The sequence below is a fragment of the Cohaesibacter celericrescens genome (genome assembly GCF_002866925.1).
In the GTDB taxonomy this organism is placed as follows: domain Bacteria; phylum Pseudomonadota; class Alphaproteobacteria; order Rhizobiales; family Cohaesibacteraceae; genus Cohaesibacter; species Cohaesibacter celericrescens.
Genome location: NZ_PKUQ01000022.1, coordinates 186,104 through 202,009 on the forward strand (window position 1 = coordinate 186,104; position 15,906 = coordinate 202,009).

At 50.3% G+C, this 15,906-nt stretch carries 21 protein-coding genes; 9 read left to right on the forward strand and 12 right to left on the reverse strand.

The features are described from left to right. The 6 genes from C0081_RS12170 to C0081_RS12200 form a co-directional block, all read right to left on the reverse strand. Positions 1-1,227 carry a phage portal protein gene (locus C0081_RS12170; RefSeq protein ID WP_101534100.1) on the reverse strand — a complete coding sequence of 409 codons (1,227 nt, stop codon included), beginning with the start codon at positions 1,225-1,227 and terminating at the stop codon, positions 1-3. Further along, positions 1,224-2,939 carry a terminase large subunit gene (locus C0081_RS12175; protein WP_245417936.1) on the reverse strand — a complete coding sequence of 572 codons (1,716 nt, stop codon included), beginning with the start codon at positions 2,937-2,939 and terminating at the stop codon, positions 1,224-1,226. The genes C0081_RS12170 and C0081_RS12175 overlap by 4 nt, the downstream gene beginning before the upstream one ends. Beyond that, a complete protein-coding gene (locus C0081_RS12180; RefSeq protein WP_101534101.1) occupies positions 2,936-3,403 on the reverse strand; it encodes a P27 family phage terminase small subunit in 468 nt (155 codons plus the stop codon). Before C0081_RS12180 ends, C0081_RS12175 begins: the two co-directional genes overlap by 4 nt. A gap of 515 nt (positions 3,404-3,918) precedes the next feature. Then, on the reverse strand, positions 3,919-4,302 hold the full coding sequence (locus C0081_RS12190; RefSeq protein ID WP_146006454.1) for an HNH endonuclease signature motif containing protein: 384 nt from the start codon (positions 4,300-4,302) through the stop codon (positions 3,919-3,921). A 3-nt stretch (positions 4,303-4,305) separates the two neighbouring features. After that, on the reverse strand, positions 4,306-5,214 hold the full coding sequence (locus C0081_RS12195; protein WP_101534103.1) for a helix-turn-helix domain-containing protein: 909 nt from the start codon (positions 5,212-5,214) through the stop codon (positions 4,306-4,308). Beyond that, entirely contained in the window at positions 5,211-5,474 is a 264-nt protein-coding gene (locus C0081_RS12200) for a hypothetical protein (RefSeq protein WP_101534104.1), read from the reverse strand. Before C0081_RS12200 ends, C0081_RS12195 begins: the two co-directional genes overlap by 4 nt. Before the next feature lie 342 nt (positions 5,475-5,816). Here C0081_RS12200 and C0081_RS12205 point away from each other — a divergent pair, with 342 nt between their 5' ends. The 3 genes from C0081_RS12205 to C0081_RS12215 all read left to right on the forward strand — a co-directional run bounded on the left by C0081_RS12205 (position 5,817) and on the right by C0081_RS12215 (position 8,860). Continuing rightward, complete coding sequence (locus tag C0081_RS12205; protein WP_180966874.1) at positions 5,817-7,187, forward strand: pentapeptide repeat-containing protein; 1,371 nt, start codon at positions 5,817-5,819, stop codon at positions 7,185-7,187. Between the two features lie 186 nt (positions 7,188-7,373). Beyond that, positions 7,374-7,874 carry a hypothetical protein gene (locus C0081_RS12210; RefSeq protein ID WP_146006455.1) on the forward strand — a complete coding sequence of 167 codons (501 nt, stop codon included), beginning with the start codon at positions 7,374-7,376 and terminating at the stop codon, positions 7,872-7,874. Beyond that, complete coding sequence (locus C0081_RS12215; protein ID WP_101534107.1) at positions 7,871-8,860, forward strand: pentapeptide repeat-containing protein; 990 nt, start codon at positions 7,871-7,873, stop codon at positions 8,858-8,860. Before C0081_RS12210 ends, C0081_RS12215 begins: the two co-directional genes overlap by 4 nt. A gap of 10 nt (positions 8,861-8,870) precedes the next feature. Here the strand turns inward: C0081_RS12215 and C0081_RS12220 are convergent, their stop codons facing one another. From C0081_RS12220 to C0081_RS23230, 5 genes are read right to left on the reverse strand one after another with little or no spacing between them, the layout of a single operon-like run. Then, the gene (locus C0081_RS12220) at positions 8,871-9,689 is read right to left on the reverse strand and encodes a phage antirepressor KilAC domain-containing protein (protein WP_101534108.1); all 819 of its coding nucleotides are present in this window, start codon (positions 9,687-9,689) and stop codon (positions 8,871-8,873) included. Next, entirely contained in the window at positions 9,682-9,915 is a 234-nt protein-coding gene (locus C0081_RS12225; RefSeq protein ID WP_101534109.1) for a hypothetical protein, read from the reverse strand. The genes C0081_RS12220 and C0081_RS12225 overlap by 8 nt, the downstream gene beginning before the upstream one ends. Further along, positions 9,909-10,169, reverse strand: a complete 261-nt coding sequence (locus C0081_RS12230; RefSeq protein ID WP_101534110.1) for a hypothetical protein — start codon at positions 10,167-10,169, stop codon at positions 9,909-9,911. The genes C0081_RS12225 and C0081_RS12230 overlap by 7 nt, the downstream gene beginning before the upstream one ends. 13 nt (positions 10,170-10,182) lie before the next feature. Beyond that, positions 10,183-10,776 (reverse strand): hypothetical protein, encoded by a 594-nt coding sequence (locus tag C0081_RS12235; protein ID WP_180966875.1) that lies wholly within the window; start codon positions 10,774-10,776, stop codon positions 10,183-10,185. Then, positions 10,769-11,257 carry a hypothetical protein gene (locus tag C0081_RS23230; protein WP_180966876.1) on the reverse strand — a complete coding sequence of 163 codons (489 nt, stop codon included), beginning with the start codon at positions 11,255-11,257 and terminating at the stop codon, positions 10,769-10,771. The genes C0081_RS12235 and C0081_RS23230 overlap by 8 nt, the downstream gene beginning before the upstream one ends. Positions 11,258-11,431: 174 nt before the next feature. On the opposite strand from C0081_RS23230, the gene C0081_RS12240 reads away from it, so the two are divergent. The 6 genes from C0081_RS12240 (at position 11,432) to C0081_RS12260 (ending at position 13,531) form a co-directional block, all read left to right on the forward strand. Continuing rightward, on the forward strand, positions 11,432-11,749 hold the full coding sequence (locus C0081_RS12240; protein ID WP_180966877.1) for a helix-turn-helix domain-containing protein: 318 nt from the start codon (positions 11,432-11,434) through the stop codon (positions 11,747-11,749). Between the two features lie 270 nt (positions 11,750-12,019). Continuing rightward, positions 12,020-12,256 carry a hypothetical protein gene (locus C0081_RS12245; protein ID WP_101534113.1) on the forward strand — a complete coding sequence of 79 codons (237 nt, stop codon included), beginning with the start codon at positions 12,020-12,022 and terminating at the stop codon, positions 12,254-12,256. Between the two features lie 107 nt (positions 12,257-12,363). Then, positions 12,364-12,507 carry a hypothetical protein gene (locus tag C0081_RS23235; RefSeq protein ID WP_180966878.1) on the forward strand — a complete coding sequence of 48 codons (144 nt, stop codon included), beginning with the start codon at positions 12,364-12,366 and terminating at the stop codon, positions 12,505-12,507. Then, positions 12,507-12,764, forward strand: a complete 258-nt coding sequence (locus C0081_RS12250) for a DUF2312 domain-containing protein (protein ID WP_101534114.1) — start codon at positions 12,507-12,509, stop codon at positions 12,762-12,764. The genes C0081_RS23235 and C0081_RS12250 overlap by 1 nt, the downstream gene beginning before the upstream one ends. A 92-nt stretch (positions 12,765-12,856) precedes the next feature. Next, positions 12,857-13,261: a thermonuclease family protein gene (locus tag C0081_RS12255; RefSeq protein WP_101534115.1), complete on the forward strand. Its 405-nt coding sequence runs from the start codon at positions 12,857-12,859 to the stop codon at positions 13,259-13,261. 12 nt (positions 13,262-13,273) lie between these two features. After that, a complete protein-coding gene (locus C0081_RS12260; RefSeq protein WP_101534116.1) occupies positions 13,274-13,531 on the forward strand; it encodes a pyocin activator PrtN family protein in 258 nt (85 codons plus the stop codon). Positions 13,532-13,536: 5 nt separating this feature from the next. Here the strand turns inward: C0081_RS12260 and C0081_RS12265 are convergent, their stop codons facing one another. Then, complete coding sequence (locus C0081_RS12265; protein ID WP_101534117.1) at positions 13,537-15,453, reverse strand: toll/interleukin-1 receptor domain-containing protein; 1,917 nt, start codon at positions 15,451-15,453, stop codon at positions 13,537-13,539. Positions 15,454-15,906 lie beyond the last annotated feature (453 nt).

Sequence of the window (15,906 nt, forward strand, 5' to 3'; positions counted from 1 at the left end):
TCAATCCTCGATGCTCTTGTCTGTTTGGGCTGGTGCTGCCATCTCAACCGGATTAGGCAATTCATCGCCACCAGGCAGCGGGTTCAAATTGTCTTTTCGGCGAACTTCATTCTTTGTCATCCAGCCACCCGAGCCACCAGATCCAAGCGCCTTTGAAAAATATTCTGCCCGATCCTTTGCCGCCCCGCGCAACAGCCCGTCGACAACAAACTCACAGTCAACATTTTCCCCCGATAAAAGATCCCGTTGAAAAGTCTGCTCGAAACGCACGAACCAAGGCCCCAAAGTGTGGACAACATGAGCAATAAAAAACTGTTCCGCGCTGGCGTAAGTGCTAGATTTATCGGCCTGCATCATCATTTGAGGGAAGACACGAAAGAAGCGGGACACCTCTTCGATTTGAAAGCGCCGACTTTCGATATGCTGACTGTCAACGCCGTTGAGCGCCGTTGCTACAAACTCCCAAGCCCCGTCAAGAACAGCGATTCCCCCTTCGCCGCTTGCCCCGTAGCGCTCGGACCAGGCTTCCCGAAGGCGGTTTTTGGCTTCATCACTGACCTTGCCTTCTTTGAGGGATAGAATGCCTGGCGGTTGCCCGCCCTTGGCTTGCAGTTTGGCTTGTGCATTTTGCAGGGCTTCAGACAGCCCCAATGTTTCCCGCGCCAGTTTGACCATGGGCAACCCGTGAAAGCCGCTAAACATCGGTCCGCGAAAATGAATGATCTGGTCATGGCTATAGACCCCGACAACACCCTTTTTGTCGCTGGCAGTATAGGTCAGGCTCCAATCGTCATTTTGCGTCACGTTTACATTTTCAAGCGGCAACAGCTCCATGACACGCCCGTCAACCGGACTTATGTTTTTCAGGCAATAGCCATTGCCGCGAAAAATGGCGTGATACATCATCATTTCGCGCAGCTCGAAACTGGTCATCCAGTCGTTGGGTTTGGAGTGCAAAAGATCCCACGCCCAATGGTCCCGCGCCTCATGTTTAAAGCTCTGATTGTTGACAATCTCGGTGCGATACAATTTGAGCGGAACTTGCGCAACACCTTCGGACAGCACCCGACCGGCACACATCGCCGCCGCTGTTTGCAGGGCTGTTTTTTCCGTTACAGCCACCCCCGACCGAGAGGACGAACCGACCAACATTTCAGCAAGCTTTTGTGAGGTAAGCGGGAGTGACCCGCCCGCCGATTTTTTATTTATCGATATGTGAAGGCTCATAGAAATAACACGTCCTCTTCTTCCAAATAGGTGCCCTCGTCCGGTTCATCAGCCATGGCCATGCCAAGCGCCATGATCAGCGCAACCGCGCCGTCAATCTTCTTTTCAACCGATGGTTTGCGAGGGAAAACATTGTCGTTGGCGTCAGCCTTGGCGATGACGTTTGACATCATCCAGGTCAAAACCGCATTGCCGTCATGGTGCAAGCGCCCGTCTTTCAACAAAGCCTCGACCCACTTCATAGGCTCGGAAAGATTGGCCACCCGTTGCGGGATCTCGACCACCTCTATGTGCAGCTCATCTTGGATTTCTTGCACAAGCTGTGTCGCGCCCCATGGGTCATAGCCAACGCGTTCATAGGGAAAGGTTTCGTGATCGTCTTCGATATCATCCTTGATGACCGAAAAGTCGATGATATTGCCGTCAGTGACTTGCAACGCACCACTGTCTTTCCATTCGTGATAATGCTTTTTTTCGGGATCATCCGCCGTCTCGGACGGCAAATAGAAGCGCGGACCAATCACAAAATAATGGTGCTTGCCCTCGATCAACGATCGCCACAAGCTAACATTGGCGGTAATGTCAATTTTGCTGGACAGATCGAGCGCCGCGAAACGCGCCACATCAGCACCGGCTGGAATGGTCAAATCCGGATTGGCCTGTCGTCGCCAGTCTTCCATATTGAAATAAGCCGATCGGGCAGAAATCCAGATATTCAAATGCTTGGTTTTGAATCGTGCCTGGTTGCGCGGTGACCGAATAGCCTTTTTCAATTCGGACAACAAAAACTCGGCCCGCACCGACACACCAAAATTGGGATTGGCCTTGATCAGATTAGCCGTGTCGGTCCAGTCGTCGCCATCATCGATGGTGTAGATAAGCCCGAATAACTCGTCATCTTCGATCACGCCTTCAAGCACATTCTTGAGCTCGTCAAATGAAAGATAACAAGGTCCTGCAATGTTATCGCCCGCCGTGGTGATAATCAGCATCAGCGGCTGTTCACGCGCTCCCATACCAGTCTTGAGCGTGTCATATTGCTTGTCTGTTTTGTGTTCGTGATATTCATCGACAATGCCACAGGATGGCGACGCCCCGTCGCCAGGATCACCGATCAGCGGTTCAAACACGCCACCGGTTTTGGTCAGCAGCTTCTTTGCTGCTACTTCCACACCGTAATGCGCACAAAAGGCCGGTGTCTTTTTGGCCATCAGCCGCGCTGGCTTGAACACCTCAAACGCCTGTTTTTCTGTTGTCGCACCTGAATAGACTTCAGGCCCGTACTCGCCATCTTCGGTCAGCATGTAATTGCCGATACCAGCGGCCAGTGCAGATTTGCCATTCTTACGCGACACCTTCAGCCGCGCTTCGCGGTAGCGCCTAAGTCCATTTTCCTTTTTCACCCAACCAAAAATCGACGCGATAAAAAACAACTGCCACTGCTCAAGTACCAGCAGCATATTCTGCGCCGCCCATTTGCCCTTGGTGTGCGGCATCAATTCAATGAACTTGATTGCCTTCTCAGCCTGTGCAGCATTGAACCGATAAGGCCAATCAGGATCTGCCGACCGCTGCAAATCCGCCCTGTGTCGCTCACAGGCCAGACGCACCCAACGACATGATCCAATCTTGCCGGTCAAAATATCATCGACATATTGGAAGGCGACAGCCGTGCGCATATATCGGTCAGGATCAAAGGGCAATGTGGTCATGATGACCCGCCCAATTTGGAGAATGGATTCTGTTCAGGGAACAAATCGCCCTGACCGGCCAGCATGCGTTCAGCCGCAGGGCTTAAATAAAGCTCGCCAACCAGCGCACGCCATTGCCGGAATGTCTCGTTATACTGCGCGACTTGTGGCTTTGATTTTTCCTGTGCCCCGTTGCGGCCTTCGACAATATAGGTTTCGCCCTCTTCCAGCAGCTCGCGCCGAATGGCTTTGAGCCGCACCACAGCAACACAATAATTCTCGATCACATCGACATAATGAGATTTAAGACGCCCTAGCAGCGCCATCTGAGGCGCAAGCCGATCCCACACCGCACCCTCAGCCTCAGACAGATCAACCGGCTTCAGATCAGCTGCCAACCGCGCACACTGATCCTCATGCGGAACACCGTTCTCGTTTTTAAACGGAACTACTTTTTCAGGATCTGGTTTTCTACCTCTAGCCATACCCAGATACTGAGGCCAATCTCAGATCGGTTGATAAGTCGTGCACTCGAACTCTTGACAGCGCTCTTATGGCTCATGCTATGCGCTGGCTATGCAACAAACTCTCGAACCGATCGACGCATCAACACTTGGCCACATGATCGACAATGGCGATCAGCTTTATATTGTCTGCATGAATGGCCCCTGCAGTCATGGCGCTGAAATTATTGTTGCCTGGCTTGTCGACCTACTAGGCCGGAATCATTCGTCATTGGAAAGAGACCTTATATCAGGCCTCAAACGCCATCACCGCCGCTTTCGCTGCAAACGCTGCAACGGATACAAAATTTCATTCCGCCGCGTGTCAGGCTGTTACACTGGCTACGCAAGCCTAAATACAAAATGAATTATTCCTTCTATCTTACTGAATTGGCTTTAGTAAATGGGTTTTTCCTTTTGAATTCCCACCTCGTAAAAATGCTTCCTCCCCGCCGGTCCCGATGGTTTGGGTGGTAGAGATTTAGGCCCCCCTCCCTTTAGAAACTGACGTCGATTTCGGGCTCAAACGTTCGGCTTTGCACTTCGCCGCGTGCTTCCATGCGTTGTTTGTCTCGGTTGTGGTGCGTGGCGCATAGGCTTTGGGTGTTGGCGTAGCTGTAGAATAATTCCCGATCGCCTTTGTGTGGCACGACATGGTCAACAATCTCAGCCGCCTTTGTTACACCATCAGCCAGACACATCACGCACAGTGGATCCGCAGCCAACCGCCGCGCCCGAATCCGCTTCCAGGCGACCAGCTTGTACCAGTTGCGCCATGGGTGACGCTTGCGCCGGTCCTTGTCGTGATCCTTGTTGCGATCGGCTGACACAGCTTGCCTTGGTGCCCATGGTGCCTTGAATGTCTTTGGTGCTGTTGGCATGGTCTAGCCCCTTTTCCTGTCTTGCCCGCCCTGCGATCTCTGGCCTTGCGCTGGCGTTGCTGGTGGCCACTCGCTGTCAAACCACCACCCAGATTGGAACAAACCAGTCTCGGGGTTCTTGCGGTCCATGGCGCTGTAGGACTTGCCGCTGTGCTTCCTCCAAGCCTCCCACTGAGGCGAGTATTGCTCAACAAAAACCTTCTGCCGTTCGGGTGGAGCTGGCGTGCCGTTCTTGGCCCTCGATCGTCGATCGGTCCCCACAGCTCGCGGATTGGTCCCCATCTGCCGTGCCGTCTTGCCAAAGCTGGCTGGCGTCAGGCCGTGCGCCTTCATCGCAGCTGCTCGATCAGGTGGCCTCATGGCCATCAGGTCGTCAAAGCTCGGCGGCTCAGTTTGCGGTTCGTTCCGCTGCTCGTGGGGTTGGGGTTTGTATATATAATTATTTATTTTATTATTATTACTTGTTAGGTGCGGATTTGCCGACTCCGGCTTTTCCGGCTCCGGGTTTGCCGTATCCGGCTTTCCCGACTCCGGCTTTTCAGGGCGTGGCTCATCTGGCGCACGCTCTTCCCGCTCAATCTCGCCCACAGCACTGGCCTCTTCAGCGGCGACAGGACAGTCATAAACGCAGAATTTCGTCTTCTCGAATGACTTGGTGTCCGCATTGCGCTGCCGTTCACGCACGATATAGCCGCACCCTTCCAGCTCTTTCAGGATCTTGAGCAGCTTGTCGCGCCCTATGCCAAACTGCTTGCGCAACTGCATTTGCGACACGATCCAGTTTGCCGGTCGCGAAATAAGATAGGTCAACAGCCCCAGCGCCTCCATGCCAAGACCAGCCTCAAAGATCTCGTTGCGCACCACGGTATAGTTGCTGCTTGGCGCTGACCGGTGAATGAGTATGTCGCTCATGCGCTCAACTCCTCACGTCTCAGTTCTGAGAGCTTTTTGTGGGCGTTGGCGGTCATTGCTTCCGCTTTGGCTTGATGGTCGCTCAGGATGGACAGCAGGCTGATTAGCGCCCGTCCTTCCTCGCCTGAAGGTCCGCCATCATTGGCGATGAATTGCATGGCGAAAATCAGCGCACGCTGTTCGTCCAGTGCAACATCGATATTTTCTAGGGAAAGCGACAGAGCGCACAAGCGCCCTTGTCGGTGTCGTTGGTCGGTCATCTCAAAGCCTCTTACATGGCAGTTGAAAAACCACTGCAAGCAAGCTTTTGAGACCCACTGGCAGCGGGGGCTCAAAACCCGTGTAAGACGGGCGGGATTATTTCCGGCAAGCCGGTATTGTATTCTCCGCACCCCCGCCATAGGGAAATGCGCTCGGAAACCGGGCGCAAAAATACCGCTGGCTGACGGGTGCGGTGTCCGCTTACAAGAGTTTTGAGCTCCGTCAGCAAAGATGCTCTGATTTGTTTGGATTGTCAAATAGGGTGGATTGACTCCACTACTACCTATCGTGAACGATGAGAATAAATGCAATCTCAATATAAACAAATTAGGCCGAGTTTCATGATTAGCTCCAAACTCCTCCCAAATGCGCAGGATCTCGAACAAGTACAATCCGATCGCGACACTTGGATTGAATACCTTGGGAATATGAGAGCAGAAGATGCAAACTGGCGTCCTGTGCTTGCAGGTGCTGAATTTATTGATCAAGTATTTAGAAGGTATGATTTCAGGAACGCAAATCTCATCGGGGCCAATTTCGAAGGTGCAACCCTTACCCAAAGCCGTTTTAACGATGCAAACTTGGAAAATGCCAATTTTAGAAATGCCGATCTTAAAGGTGTCAATTTTGAGGGAGCAAACCTGAGAACCGCAGATCTTAGAGGCGCAGTTGACTACGAAGAAGTTAGTTTCTCCAACACCATTTTGACTGGAGCTAAACTGCCAGGTCATTTGCAACCCGACAATGAACTGTTCAAAGGAGCAATATTCGAAGATCTGGGCGAAACTCACGGCCTCGAATTCATGAAACCGAACTGGAAGCGGATCATGGAGGAAGAGCCTAATTATGAAGAAGACCTTGGCCTTGCAGCTATCAAACACAGCGCAAACCCAAACGAGAATCAAGGTATGGCTGGAAATGAGGAGCACGAGGATCGCGTCAAATCCCTTGAAGACCTTCTGGCTCAAGTCGATGACAAAATAGTCTTGCTCGAAAGCGTTTTTAAAAAAGCCGATACTAGGCTTTCGCGCTCGGAAACGACCCAAAGAAGCTTCGAGCAAACAGTCTCTAAAGCTAATCAATTGACTTCCGATTTCGAAGCCACACATGCTGAAATTGAACACATTATTGAAGGCGCAAAGAGTAAGGCATCCGACAGTTTTCTCGCGACCATGCGCCCCGAGCTCGATGCAGCAAAGGCAGAAGTCAAAGTCGACGGAATCATGGGAACCGCACATGAAGCTTGGGCAAGAAAGCAGAGAAACCATTGGGTAGCTTTTGGCATTGGAGCCTTTGTATTTATTGCTTCCATCCTCACATTGCTGATTGTCGGAGTAAGATTCGAGGATGCAATTGCAGAATTTGTTCGAGCAATGAGCGTTGTTGAAGTCCCAAGCAATAATGCGCAAACCACTTCTATGACTTCGATATTCGGACGGCTCGCTGCTATCACAATTCCAGTCGCAGCAATCGCTTGGATCCTCCGGTTGATTTCCAGATTTACCTTGCAAAATCTCACTTTGGCCAATGATGCGGGACAACGCAAAATTTGCATTGATACCTACGCAAAACTCGTTGGCACAGAAGGAGCTCTTGACGAAAAAGACAGAGCCATAATGCTGAATTCTATTTTCCGCCCTCTTCCGGGTTCTCAACAAGAGGATATCAGTCCGCCGAACCTGCTGGATTTGGTCAGCAGAAAGGGCGATTAAGCTATGTTCAAAAGCTCCAACATCCTTGCCTTCAGCTTCGGCGCTGGCGTGACTGTTCTGTTGATGCTTTTCATCGGCTATCAGATCGACGGAGACACGGGCCTCTGCACGCTCGAAGCGGCAGGCAACGCCGCCGAGACCCCAGCCACCTGCTTCCGCTCGTGGCTCGGCGCTCTGAGTGGTTGGGTGGCTGCAATTTCCGCTTTTGCAATCGGTTGGCCAACATTGAAATGGCTTCGTTTTCAAGCCCAATTGCCTGAATTTCAGAAGGAAATTGATCAGATATCCAAAAGCATTGAAGCACTGCAAGAAGGAGCAGGCGCATTTGACAACGTTGCTTTTCCCGTGTCCCAAAGAGATGATGAAATCGTTCAAGATATCAAACAATACAACAGAAAAGCAGCCAGCGCGTTTCTCGACAAATGCGTTGCAGTGCCCAATATTCCAGAGATAGACGCGATCAGAAGCGAATTTCGCGAGTTCTTTAAGCCAGTGCGCCTTAGAATAGTGAAAGAGATGAGAAACTATTTGAACGAACACCAAAACCGAAATCAACTCATCAAACAAGAAGAGCTGTTTGATGAAGTTGAAGAAAAATTTGCCAGTTTTTATGACCAACGGTATAAAACCTTGATTAACCGTAGAAAAGAGCTGAATTCTCATATTTCCAATCACAGACTCCGATGATTGGCCGAAAACTATATTCATCACGCCACCTCCCGCTCTGTCAGTGGACAGTAATAACCAGAAGTTGCTTTTGGAGCTGTGTTATCGTTTGCTGCTACCTGTTTGAAATCAGCAAGAGTGAGCTCATGGAATCGCGCGACAAAGCAGCCGTCTGGATCGTTGGCATCATCACATTCGGTATCGTGCTGATAAATTTCTTCTTCGCGCTTGAAACAGCCAGCACGAATAACGGATTCGAAAGCTTCTACTTTCTCGCCACTCCGATTGTGACGGCCGCAGCCGCAGGCGGAGCCATCTACTATGCGTTGAAAGTGAGAGACGGAAATCTGCTGATCCAGGATCAGGTTCAAATTGCCCGAGAAGGTCAGCTGGCTGAAAGATATGCAAAAGCGGCAGAGATGTTGTCTAGCGGACAGCGCGGCGAACTTCGGGAAGCTGGCATTTTGTTGCTCAAGGCTCTCGTAGTCTCCGATCAAAGCGGTAACTACTATTTTCCTGCACAAGACCTCCTGTGTACTTTCATTCGGTCGAGAAGCAGATCGCTTAGCAATCAAAAATCCGTATCGAGTAGTCTGAAAGCGGCAATTAGAACCTTCTCTTTTCTCAGAACAGAAATTGGCCTCAAGCATGAAAAGGCTAACGAATGGAGGCCACAGCTCGGAGACGCCAATTTCAGGAAATTTACCGAGCAGAGAATTGCCATAAACTTCAAGAACGCAGATTTGTTTAACAGCAACTTTATGCTTTCTAGGTTCAAAGCCGCAAATTTTGAGAATGCCAATCTCAGCGGTGCAAATTTGGCAGGTAGCCGGTTCACCCAATCTAATTTCGCTGGTGCCAAATTGACCGATACGAACCTTGAAAGCGTCGTTGTTGATCAAGCGACATTGGAGACAATTGATCTCGACGAAAGAAAATGGACAGCAAGCTTTAAGGGTGATCACTTCCGTATTGAACATGCACAGCCTAAGCAAGCTTCCGAGTAACCCCATCCCCCTACTCCGCCGCAAACAGCGTCGTGAAACGCTCGCCCAACCGCGCCATGCCCTTTGACGTGATCCGCACTTGTTCGGTGATCCTGCAATTGCCGTCCGCTGTGGTGACTTCATTGACCCGATGATCCAGCAGGCCTTGCTGGACCTTCGCGGCATAGCCGATCCAGTGGCCGTTGCCAGCACGGCGATAAATCCAGCGCATGGCTTGAAGCTCGCTAAACAGGTCTTTTGGTCGTTTGTTCAGCGCCTTGGCCGCATCGCTGATGCACAACGTGCCGCCAGCTCGGGTTAGACGTTCATAAGACGCTGCCAGCGGCTTCAGCTCGCCATTCTCGGCTTGCAAGGCAAGCACCTTTTCGACATTGTCCAGCAGCAATGCCCGCAGCTGTGCAGGATCGTTCAGCGCCACCACAGGACTGGTGTTTTGCTCTTCTAATTGCTGCCAGCGTTTGATCACTTTGTAGCGAAGATCTGCACGGTAGCCGGTAACCAGTGTAACAGTCAGATCCTTGTTTAGTTGAAATTCAGTGACGTACCCTCGTTTATCACGTGCCCATTTAAAGCCCCGAGTAGGATAAACCCGATTGGGATCATCTCCGAAGATGGCTCCCATGATACTATCTGCATTCTCTCGAATATACTCAGAATGCCTATTCCGATATTGCTCGGGAACAATCTTTTCAAGATCTTTACCACCGAAAATGTCGATCAGCATTTTTCGAATGTCTCTCAATACATGGGGATGCTTTTTACCGCACAGCTCGGCAATCTCCACGCTCGTCATTGTCATTTCGTTTGAAAAGTTCACCAGATCAGTCATTGCTCGCCCTTTCCTCTGTTGGCAAAATCTCGTTCAGCCGGTCGCGCAGCTCGATTGCTTCATGCAGGAACAGATTGCGCTCGCGCCAGTTTTTGGCCGTCCACGGCCCCGCCATGCTGACCACTGGCGCATTCAGCCCACGCGCCTCGACAAGACCCACGCGAATGCGCCGCGTTTCGAGCCGCTCAACAGATGGCCGATAGGATTTTTGTCTTGGTTTCAGCATGGCGCACGCTCACCGCTTCGCCCCTCAATCGCACACTGTGCGACATGGTCGATAAAGGCCCCGCTGGTTTGATAGTCAGCAAACAACAGCGACACCATGGCCCGATTGCCAAGGCCGCTTTGCGTGTGCGTGATCAGAACCTTGCGCCCCAGCGTGCCCACAATGCGCGGCTCGACAAACCGGCCAAACACAGCCAGCCCACAGACGATGCAAGCACATTCATAATGGGCCGTTGGCCAAAGGGTTTTGGTCATTGCACCGCCCCCCTCACACGATCACGGCCAAACGATCTTTCAGCCCTTCACCGTTACCGGCCAGCGCCCAAAGATCGATGATCACATGTTCCAGATTGTCCAGTTCTGCCTCTAGTGCAGGGCTGGCCAACCGCTTGGCCGCCACACTGTTGACCGAGTGCCGCACGCTGGCATGAGAGCGATTGAACGCCCGCCCCACGGCCATGGTTGAAAAGCTGCCATTCTCCACCGCGATATGCTGGCAAATGTGCCGCACACCAGCAGGCTCCAGCGTGTTGCGCGTGTTGGTAAACACCTCTTCAGGCCGCAAAAAATAGCGGCTGGCCACCGCGTGCGCCGTAATCAGGCAATAGGCGAAACAGCGCATGTCCTTGTCCGACGGGTTCACGCCAATGTCTCTGGCCGCGCTGATGAAGTCTGCCAAGCTGTAAGACCGCCGTAAGCCAAGCTGGCGCTCTGCCCGCATGGCCAGCAATCCATAAGGGTCCGCAGAACAAGTACGCGGCCCCTGCTCGCCCCGCTTTTTGGGCGCACGAACCACCGGCACATGGGCCAGAAAGTCCGGCCCGAACCCCAAAGCATCAAAGGAAAGCTGCAGTTCAGTCATCACCGCCCTCCTCGATCGCTTTGATTTCGGCATCCATCGCCACCACAGCCCGCAACAAATCATCGATTTCCTTGCGCAAGCGTGTCTGGATGATCTCGTCTCGTGTGACACAACCATCATTCGCCAGACATTGCCCGATCCGTCCGGTCACATCGGCCAGCTCGGCATGCAGTCGCCCCAAGGTGCCCACCACATCGCCACGGCCCACCCCATCGGGCAGCTTGACCAACGCGTGCCCGCTGGCCCGAGCCATGGCCGCGCTCACAACCGGCACACCGCAGTCTTTTTCCAGATCTATGATCACATCAATGCGGGCATATTCCGGGCTTTGAACCCGTTGATACCGCGACAGCGTGCCAAAGCTGACCCGCGTCACATCAGCGGCACATTCCACCCCGCCGCACTTGCGCGTCAGTTCGCGCACCTTGCCAATCAGCCGCAAATAGGTCTCTTCAGAGTGAACACGGCCAATATCCGTCATGGCAAATAATCCTGATTGTTGTCAGTGACAGGAGCCGCCAGAACGAAAAGAATGGAGTGGGACCCATCCGTAACGAGGCGACAAATCACCTCAATAATCTAATTTTATTGGATTTTGTCAATATGATAAATGCTAGATAGTCTAAAAAATATAGATCGTGCTAATCTATCAGCCATGAAACAAAAAGAAATTACAGGACGTTACGCCGATATTGCCCTGCGCCTACGCGCCGCACGGTCTTATTTCGATATGCCGCAAAAGGATTTTGCCGAAGCAGCAAACGTTCAGCAGAAATCCTATAATCAATGGGAGAGCGGCGATTTCCGTATTTCCATTCAGGGCGCAATCAAATTGCGTGAAAGATACGGGATCTCTTTGGACTTTATATATGTCGGCAACATGGACGCATTACCTACCAAAATGTCCAATGCATTGGCGTCCATATTGCGAGACAGCGCCTCCAGCGCATCAAAAGACAGCGGCGAAGACTGAGCCCCCAGCAGCAATTTCTGAAACCTCTCATCTTCCGTCATACGCATACTCCTCACATGCTGCATTATGAGAACAAACAAAGAACTTTGCAACTTGTGATTTCTGACTATGCATAACAAATCAACTATCGATAGGACTGTCGGGTTAAACTCATTCAGCATCGCCTGGTTCATATAGACTTTGCCCAATAAACGAATTGTAACTTGAACAGCCAACCCAGAACAATTTAGGCTTAAAGAGTCGCAAGGCTCCAAATCAGGAACAGGCAAAGTGCTGTATATTTATAGTGAGATTGCCGCGATTATCATTGCTGTACTGATTGTCTATTTGATCAAACGCGGCCCAAAATCACGGACAAAAGAGGCTTTGCACCATCGCATGGCCCTTAAAGAAGCCCTGCCCCAAACCAAAGCCACAGTAAAGAACGGCAGCCAAAGGATCGACGACGCTGTCGCCGTGCTCAAATCAACCGACGAACAACCCAACCCACCTCAACCCAAAGAGTAAATGGCAACCAATAACAAATCTAATTATTTTAGATAATAATATTGACAGTCTAATATTTTTAGATAATCATCCTCCTGTATATTTATACCAGCTTCAGGAGGCAGGCTATGTCTTTCCGGCTATCCAAACCAGCACGCGAAGAAGCCTTGCGCTATGCCGCATCGCTTCGTTTCCTCCCCGAAGCACTCTTCGCATTGGCCGGATCAAGCGCCTGTCTCCTGACCCTCTTTTTGATAGCAGGAGCAATCTAATGACCAGTCATGGTGGTGTTGCAGCGGACCAACTCCGCGCCCTTGTGGAACGCATCGAGCGTTTGGAAGAGGAAAAGAAAGCCATCTCGGATGATATCAGCGATATCTATTCAGAGGCCAAAGGCAACGGCTATGACGTCAAAGTCATCCGTCAGGTCGTGCGCCTGCGCAAGCAAGACAGCAACGAGCGCGAAGAAATGGAAGCGCTGCTCGATCTCTATTTGCATGCGCTAGGAATGGCACCGGCACCGGAATAACTGCCGACGCGGCCCATTGCAACACAATGCATAAGAGCGATAGAAACAGGCATCAGTAATTACGCATCAACCACCCTCACCTAGGCATAAACATGAAATACCACGCCGGAACAGTTTCTTTCTTGGCCATCACAGCAGTTGCCGTCTGGTTCTTTACCGGTCCAATGCCAATTTGCTCATTCGGGTCTCGCTATTCGTGTGTGGTGGATGGTGACACCTTTTGGCTAGAAGGCACCAAATACCGCCTCAAGGGCGTGGACACACCAGAGATGAAGGGCAAATGCAGCAACGAGCGCAGACTGGCCGAGCGCGCATCAGAAGCCCTCAGTGCACATCTAGGCCAAGGCGAACTCAAACTGCAGACCTTTGGCGAGGATCGCTTTGGGCGCACCTTGGTCAAGATCTCATCAGACGGCCAAGACGCAGGCCAAATGCTCCTCGACAAAAAGCTCGCCAGACAATGGCCCGATGGTCAAAAATTCTGGTGCGATAACTGATAGGTCGAGGCTATGAAAACCATATTCCTATTGATGGCGCAATATGACGGGCAAGCCGTGATCCCGCTGGAGAATATCTGCGAAGACTTCTTCGGCCTGACGCATCAGAAGTTCCTGCGCAAACTAAATGACGGCCAAATAGACCTGCCCGTCATCCGCATGGAAGGCAGCCAAAAATGCCGCAAAGGCGTCCACGTGCAGGACTTGGCGGAATACATCGAGCGCCGCCGCCAAGCCGCGCAGAAGGAACATCAGGCGTTTTGGGGGTGAGTGCTTTAACTTGCTAACCGAGCCATTTGATTTTTGATTAGTTCACTTATGCGATTAACAACTCTTTCCATATCACGCTCCTTCCCCAAATCGGAAACAATTGAATTTCTTCCGAGCAAAAGCAGTTCAGAGGTACCATCTTCTTTTCTAATTCTCCGAAAGAACTGCGCATTTGTAATTTTCTGTTCATTAGACCTCGAATTATCCAGAAATAACACGAAAGAGTTTTCTGGAATACTCCTATAGGCGGTGTCTAAATAATGTGAAATCTCTTGATCAATATCTTTTGATTGGACCGAGGCCATCGAAATCGTATCAATCACAGTGGTAGATGGCTTATTTACCAATACCTCAATACTTCCAGTTAGTCGGATTGAAAGTTGCTTCAATTCCTGATTCTTCATTGGTAGGAAAATAATGTGAGTAGGAAGCTTTGATAGGTCATCTGCCGTCTCTACCTCGCTTTTCGATTTCTCCTCTAACGTTTTAATGATCTTTCCTGCCCACTCAAACTCAGGCCTAAGAGCTGCAATTTTATCTATTAGACCTCTATTATCTTCTACAAATTGAGATATACCTTCAAGCAATTTTGGTTGTCCATTGCCACCAACAGCTGTCAGCCTATCCAACTGACCCGCAAGGTCATCAGTCACAATTTTAAAATGCTGCGTCTTCTTGATGACTTCCCATACGAACTTTCCGGACCCAGCCGCAGCTAATCCGCCGATTAAAGGACTTGCGGTTGCAACCCAAGCAGCACCACCAACAAACACCACGAGGGCCGAACTAGCAAACATCAAGCGCATGCCTCTATTGCGAGCGAGTTGCGGATCATTTGGAATGGGTGCTGTTATATCTACAATCGCTTCTGCAGCTTCTGCTTCCACCACTTCGGATGCGGCGGCTACTTTGGCACCGAACTCCGCGATTAGCTCCATCTCTTTATTATAAATTTCTGGTGTCGTCTCAAACTGGTGGGCATCGGCCACCAGTTTACGGCCAGTCTCTGACGCCATAATGAGAGGGCCATGCATCGAGCAAACGGAATCAATTGCTTCTGCTTCAATTGGCCCAGGTGCGGGCCACTCGCCAGAGGTTTCCTCAACTTGGGCCTTAGCCCGAGCAGCAATTATCCGAGTCCCAATTGCGTAGAGAACTGTGTAGTTTACTTTCCTGAGTTCTTTTGAAAGCTCTGCTTCATAACGTTGTATCAAAGGTTGATACAACTCTGCTTGCGGGATATTGGACTTCCTGAATTTATCTAACAAATATTGCAGAGGACCTTCTCTCGCAAGCAATTCGTTCCGAAAGACTTCGATTGTATCGTAATCGTTTTCCTCAACACCGGTTGAAACAAGAGACAGCTTTGAGTTTTCGGACACACCAAATCTGACAAATGATGATTGATCAGGCACTGATTTCAAAATTTCGAGTGAAGTATCAGATGTCAAATCTACACTTTCTGCAGAACCAATTTGAGGCTGGAGCTGCAGTGCGTTGATTAAGCTCATGCGGAGGAGAGACACAGTCCGCTCAATTTCTCCTTGGTTTCTTGCAAATTCCATCTGAATAATATTAATCGGATGAGGGATTGTGCTAACATCCATCTCAGTCACAACCACAGGGTAGAGTAATTTGTTGTATTGAATTGCAAGCTCTGCCTCTTTGAGCACCATGCTTGAGTTTATGGAAGTGGGGGTGACCAAAAGAACGACAGCGTCGGATTCCTTGATTGCGGAATCAACCCCTCCAGTCATCCTCATTGTATCTAGTGTTCCTGAAAAAAAGACCTTGGGAGCTATAACATCCACATTTGAGGCAAGTGCACGAGCAAAGGGCATTACCAGGTCTTCGTCAGAAGCTGAGTACGAAAAGAACACTGCTGCTTTGTTGATGCTGTTACCGGAAATATCATCTGACATAAAGAATGGATCACAACTTAGAGATTGCAAATTTGATGAGGCTCACCCGCGCAGGCGTCGCACCCACTCACTACATAATTGTAAAACCAACAATTTGACAACTCAAAATACTATTACTTCATTTTGGAACATTGTTGTGAGGCAGCTTCAAACATGAAGAAAATACAACATTCAGGTACAACAAACCTCAACAACATTGCCTATGCACTTGAACTTTATAATATTTTTTTTCAATGCACCCCATCCATCATGGGCGCAACCGAGAACACCTTAGTCATTGATTTGTATTGTTCTTTCATATTTTCCAATGACTTGACTGCCTTTTGATGTGGTACGATTTGTTCTCATTCAAACCCATTATTGACTATTTCTGCCCACGTTGTTCCGCAATGTTGTACCGATTGGTGGGATGTTGTACCGATGGGAACTATATCAGAACGAAAGTGCAAAAAC

Bases quoted from the DNA above. Each gene is read 5' to 3' on its own strand.
- C0081_RS12180 (WP_101534101.1), bottom strand. From the start codon at position 3,403: ATGGCTAGAGGTAGAAAACCAGATCCTGAAAAAGTAGTTCCGTTTAAA.
- C0081_RS12175 (WP_245417936.1), bottom strand. From the start codon at position 2,939: ATGACCACATTGCCCTTTGATCCTGACCGATATATGCGCACGGCTGTC.
- C0081_RS12215 (WP_101534107.1), top strand. From the start codon at position 7,871: ATGATTGGCCGAAAACTATATTCATCACGCCACCTCCCGCTCTGTCAG.
- C0081_RS12250 (WP_101534114.1), top strand. From the start codon at position 12,507: ATGACCAGTCATGGTGGTGTTGCAGCGGACCAACTCCGCGCCCTTGTG.
- C0081_RS12195 (WP_101534103.1), bottom strand. From the start codon at position 5,214: ATGAGCGACATACTCATTCACCGGTCAGCGCCAAGCAGCAACTATACC.
- C0081_RS12200 (WP_101534104.1), bottom strand. From the start codon at position 5,474: ATGACCGACCAACGACACCGACAAGGGCGCTTGTGCGCTCTGTCGCTT.
- C0081_RS12205 (WP_180966874.1), top strand. From the start codon at position 5,817: ATGATTAGCTCCAAACTCCTCCCAAATGCGCAGGATCTCGAACAAGTA.
- C0081_RS12235 (WP_180966875.1), bottom strand. From the start codon at position 10,776: ATGACTGAACTGCAGCTTTCCTTTGATGCTTTGGGGTTCGGGCCGGAC.
- C0081_RS23235 (WP_180966878.1), top strand. From the start codon at position 12,364: ATGTCTTTCCGGCTATCCAAACCAGCACGCGAAGAAGCCTTGCGCTAT.
- C0081_RS12190 (WP_146006454.1), bottom strand. From the start codon at position 4,302: ATGCCAACAGCACCAAAGACATTCAAGGCACCATGGGCACCAAGGCAA.
- C0081_RS12230 (WP_101534110.1), bottom strand. From the start codon at position 10,169: ATGACCAAAACCCTTTGGCCAACGGCCCATTATGAATGTGCTTGCATC.
- C0081_RS12260 (WP_101534116.1), top strand. From the start codon at position 13,274: ATGAAAACCATATTCCTATTGATGGCGCAATATGACGGGCAAGCCGTG.
- C0081_RS12240 (WP_180966877.1), top strand. From the start codon at position 11,432: ATGAAACAAAAAGAAATTACAGGACGTTACGCCGATATTGCCCTGCGC.
- C0081_RS12225 (WP_101534109.1), bottom strand. From the start codon at position 9,915: ATGCTGAAACCAAGACAAAAATCCTATCGGCCATCTGTTGAGCGGCTC.
- C0081_RS23230 (WP_180966876.1), bottom strand. From the start codon at position 11,257: ATGACGGATATTGGCCGTGTTCACTCTGAAGAGACCTATTTGCGGCTG.
- C0081_RS12220 (WP_101534108.1), bottom strand. From the start codon at position 9,689: ATGACTGATCTGGTGAACTTTTCAAACGAAATGACAATGACGAGCGTG.
- C0081_RS12255 (WP_101534115.1), top strand. From the start codon at position 12,857: ATGAAATACCACGCCGGAACAGTTTCTTTCTTGGCCATCACAGCAGTT.
- C0081_RS12170 (WP_101534100.1), bottom strand. From the start codon at position 1,227: ATGAGCCTTCACATATCGATAAATAAAAAATCGGCGGGCGGGTCACTC.
- C0081_RS12265 (WP_101534117.1), bottom strand. From the start codon at position 15,453: ATGTCAGATGATATTTCCGGTAACAGCATCAACAAAGCAGCAGTGTTC.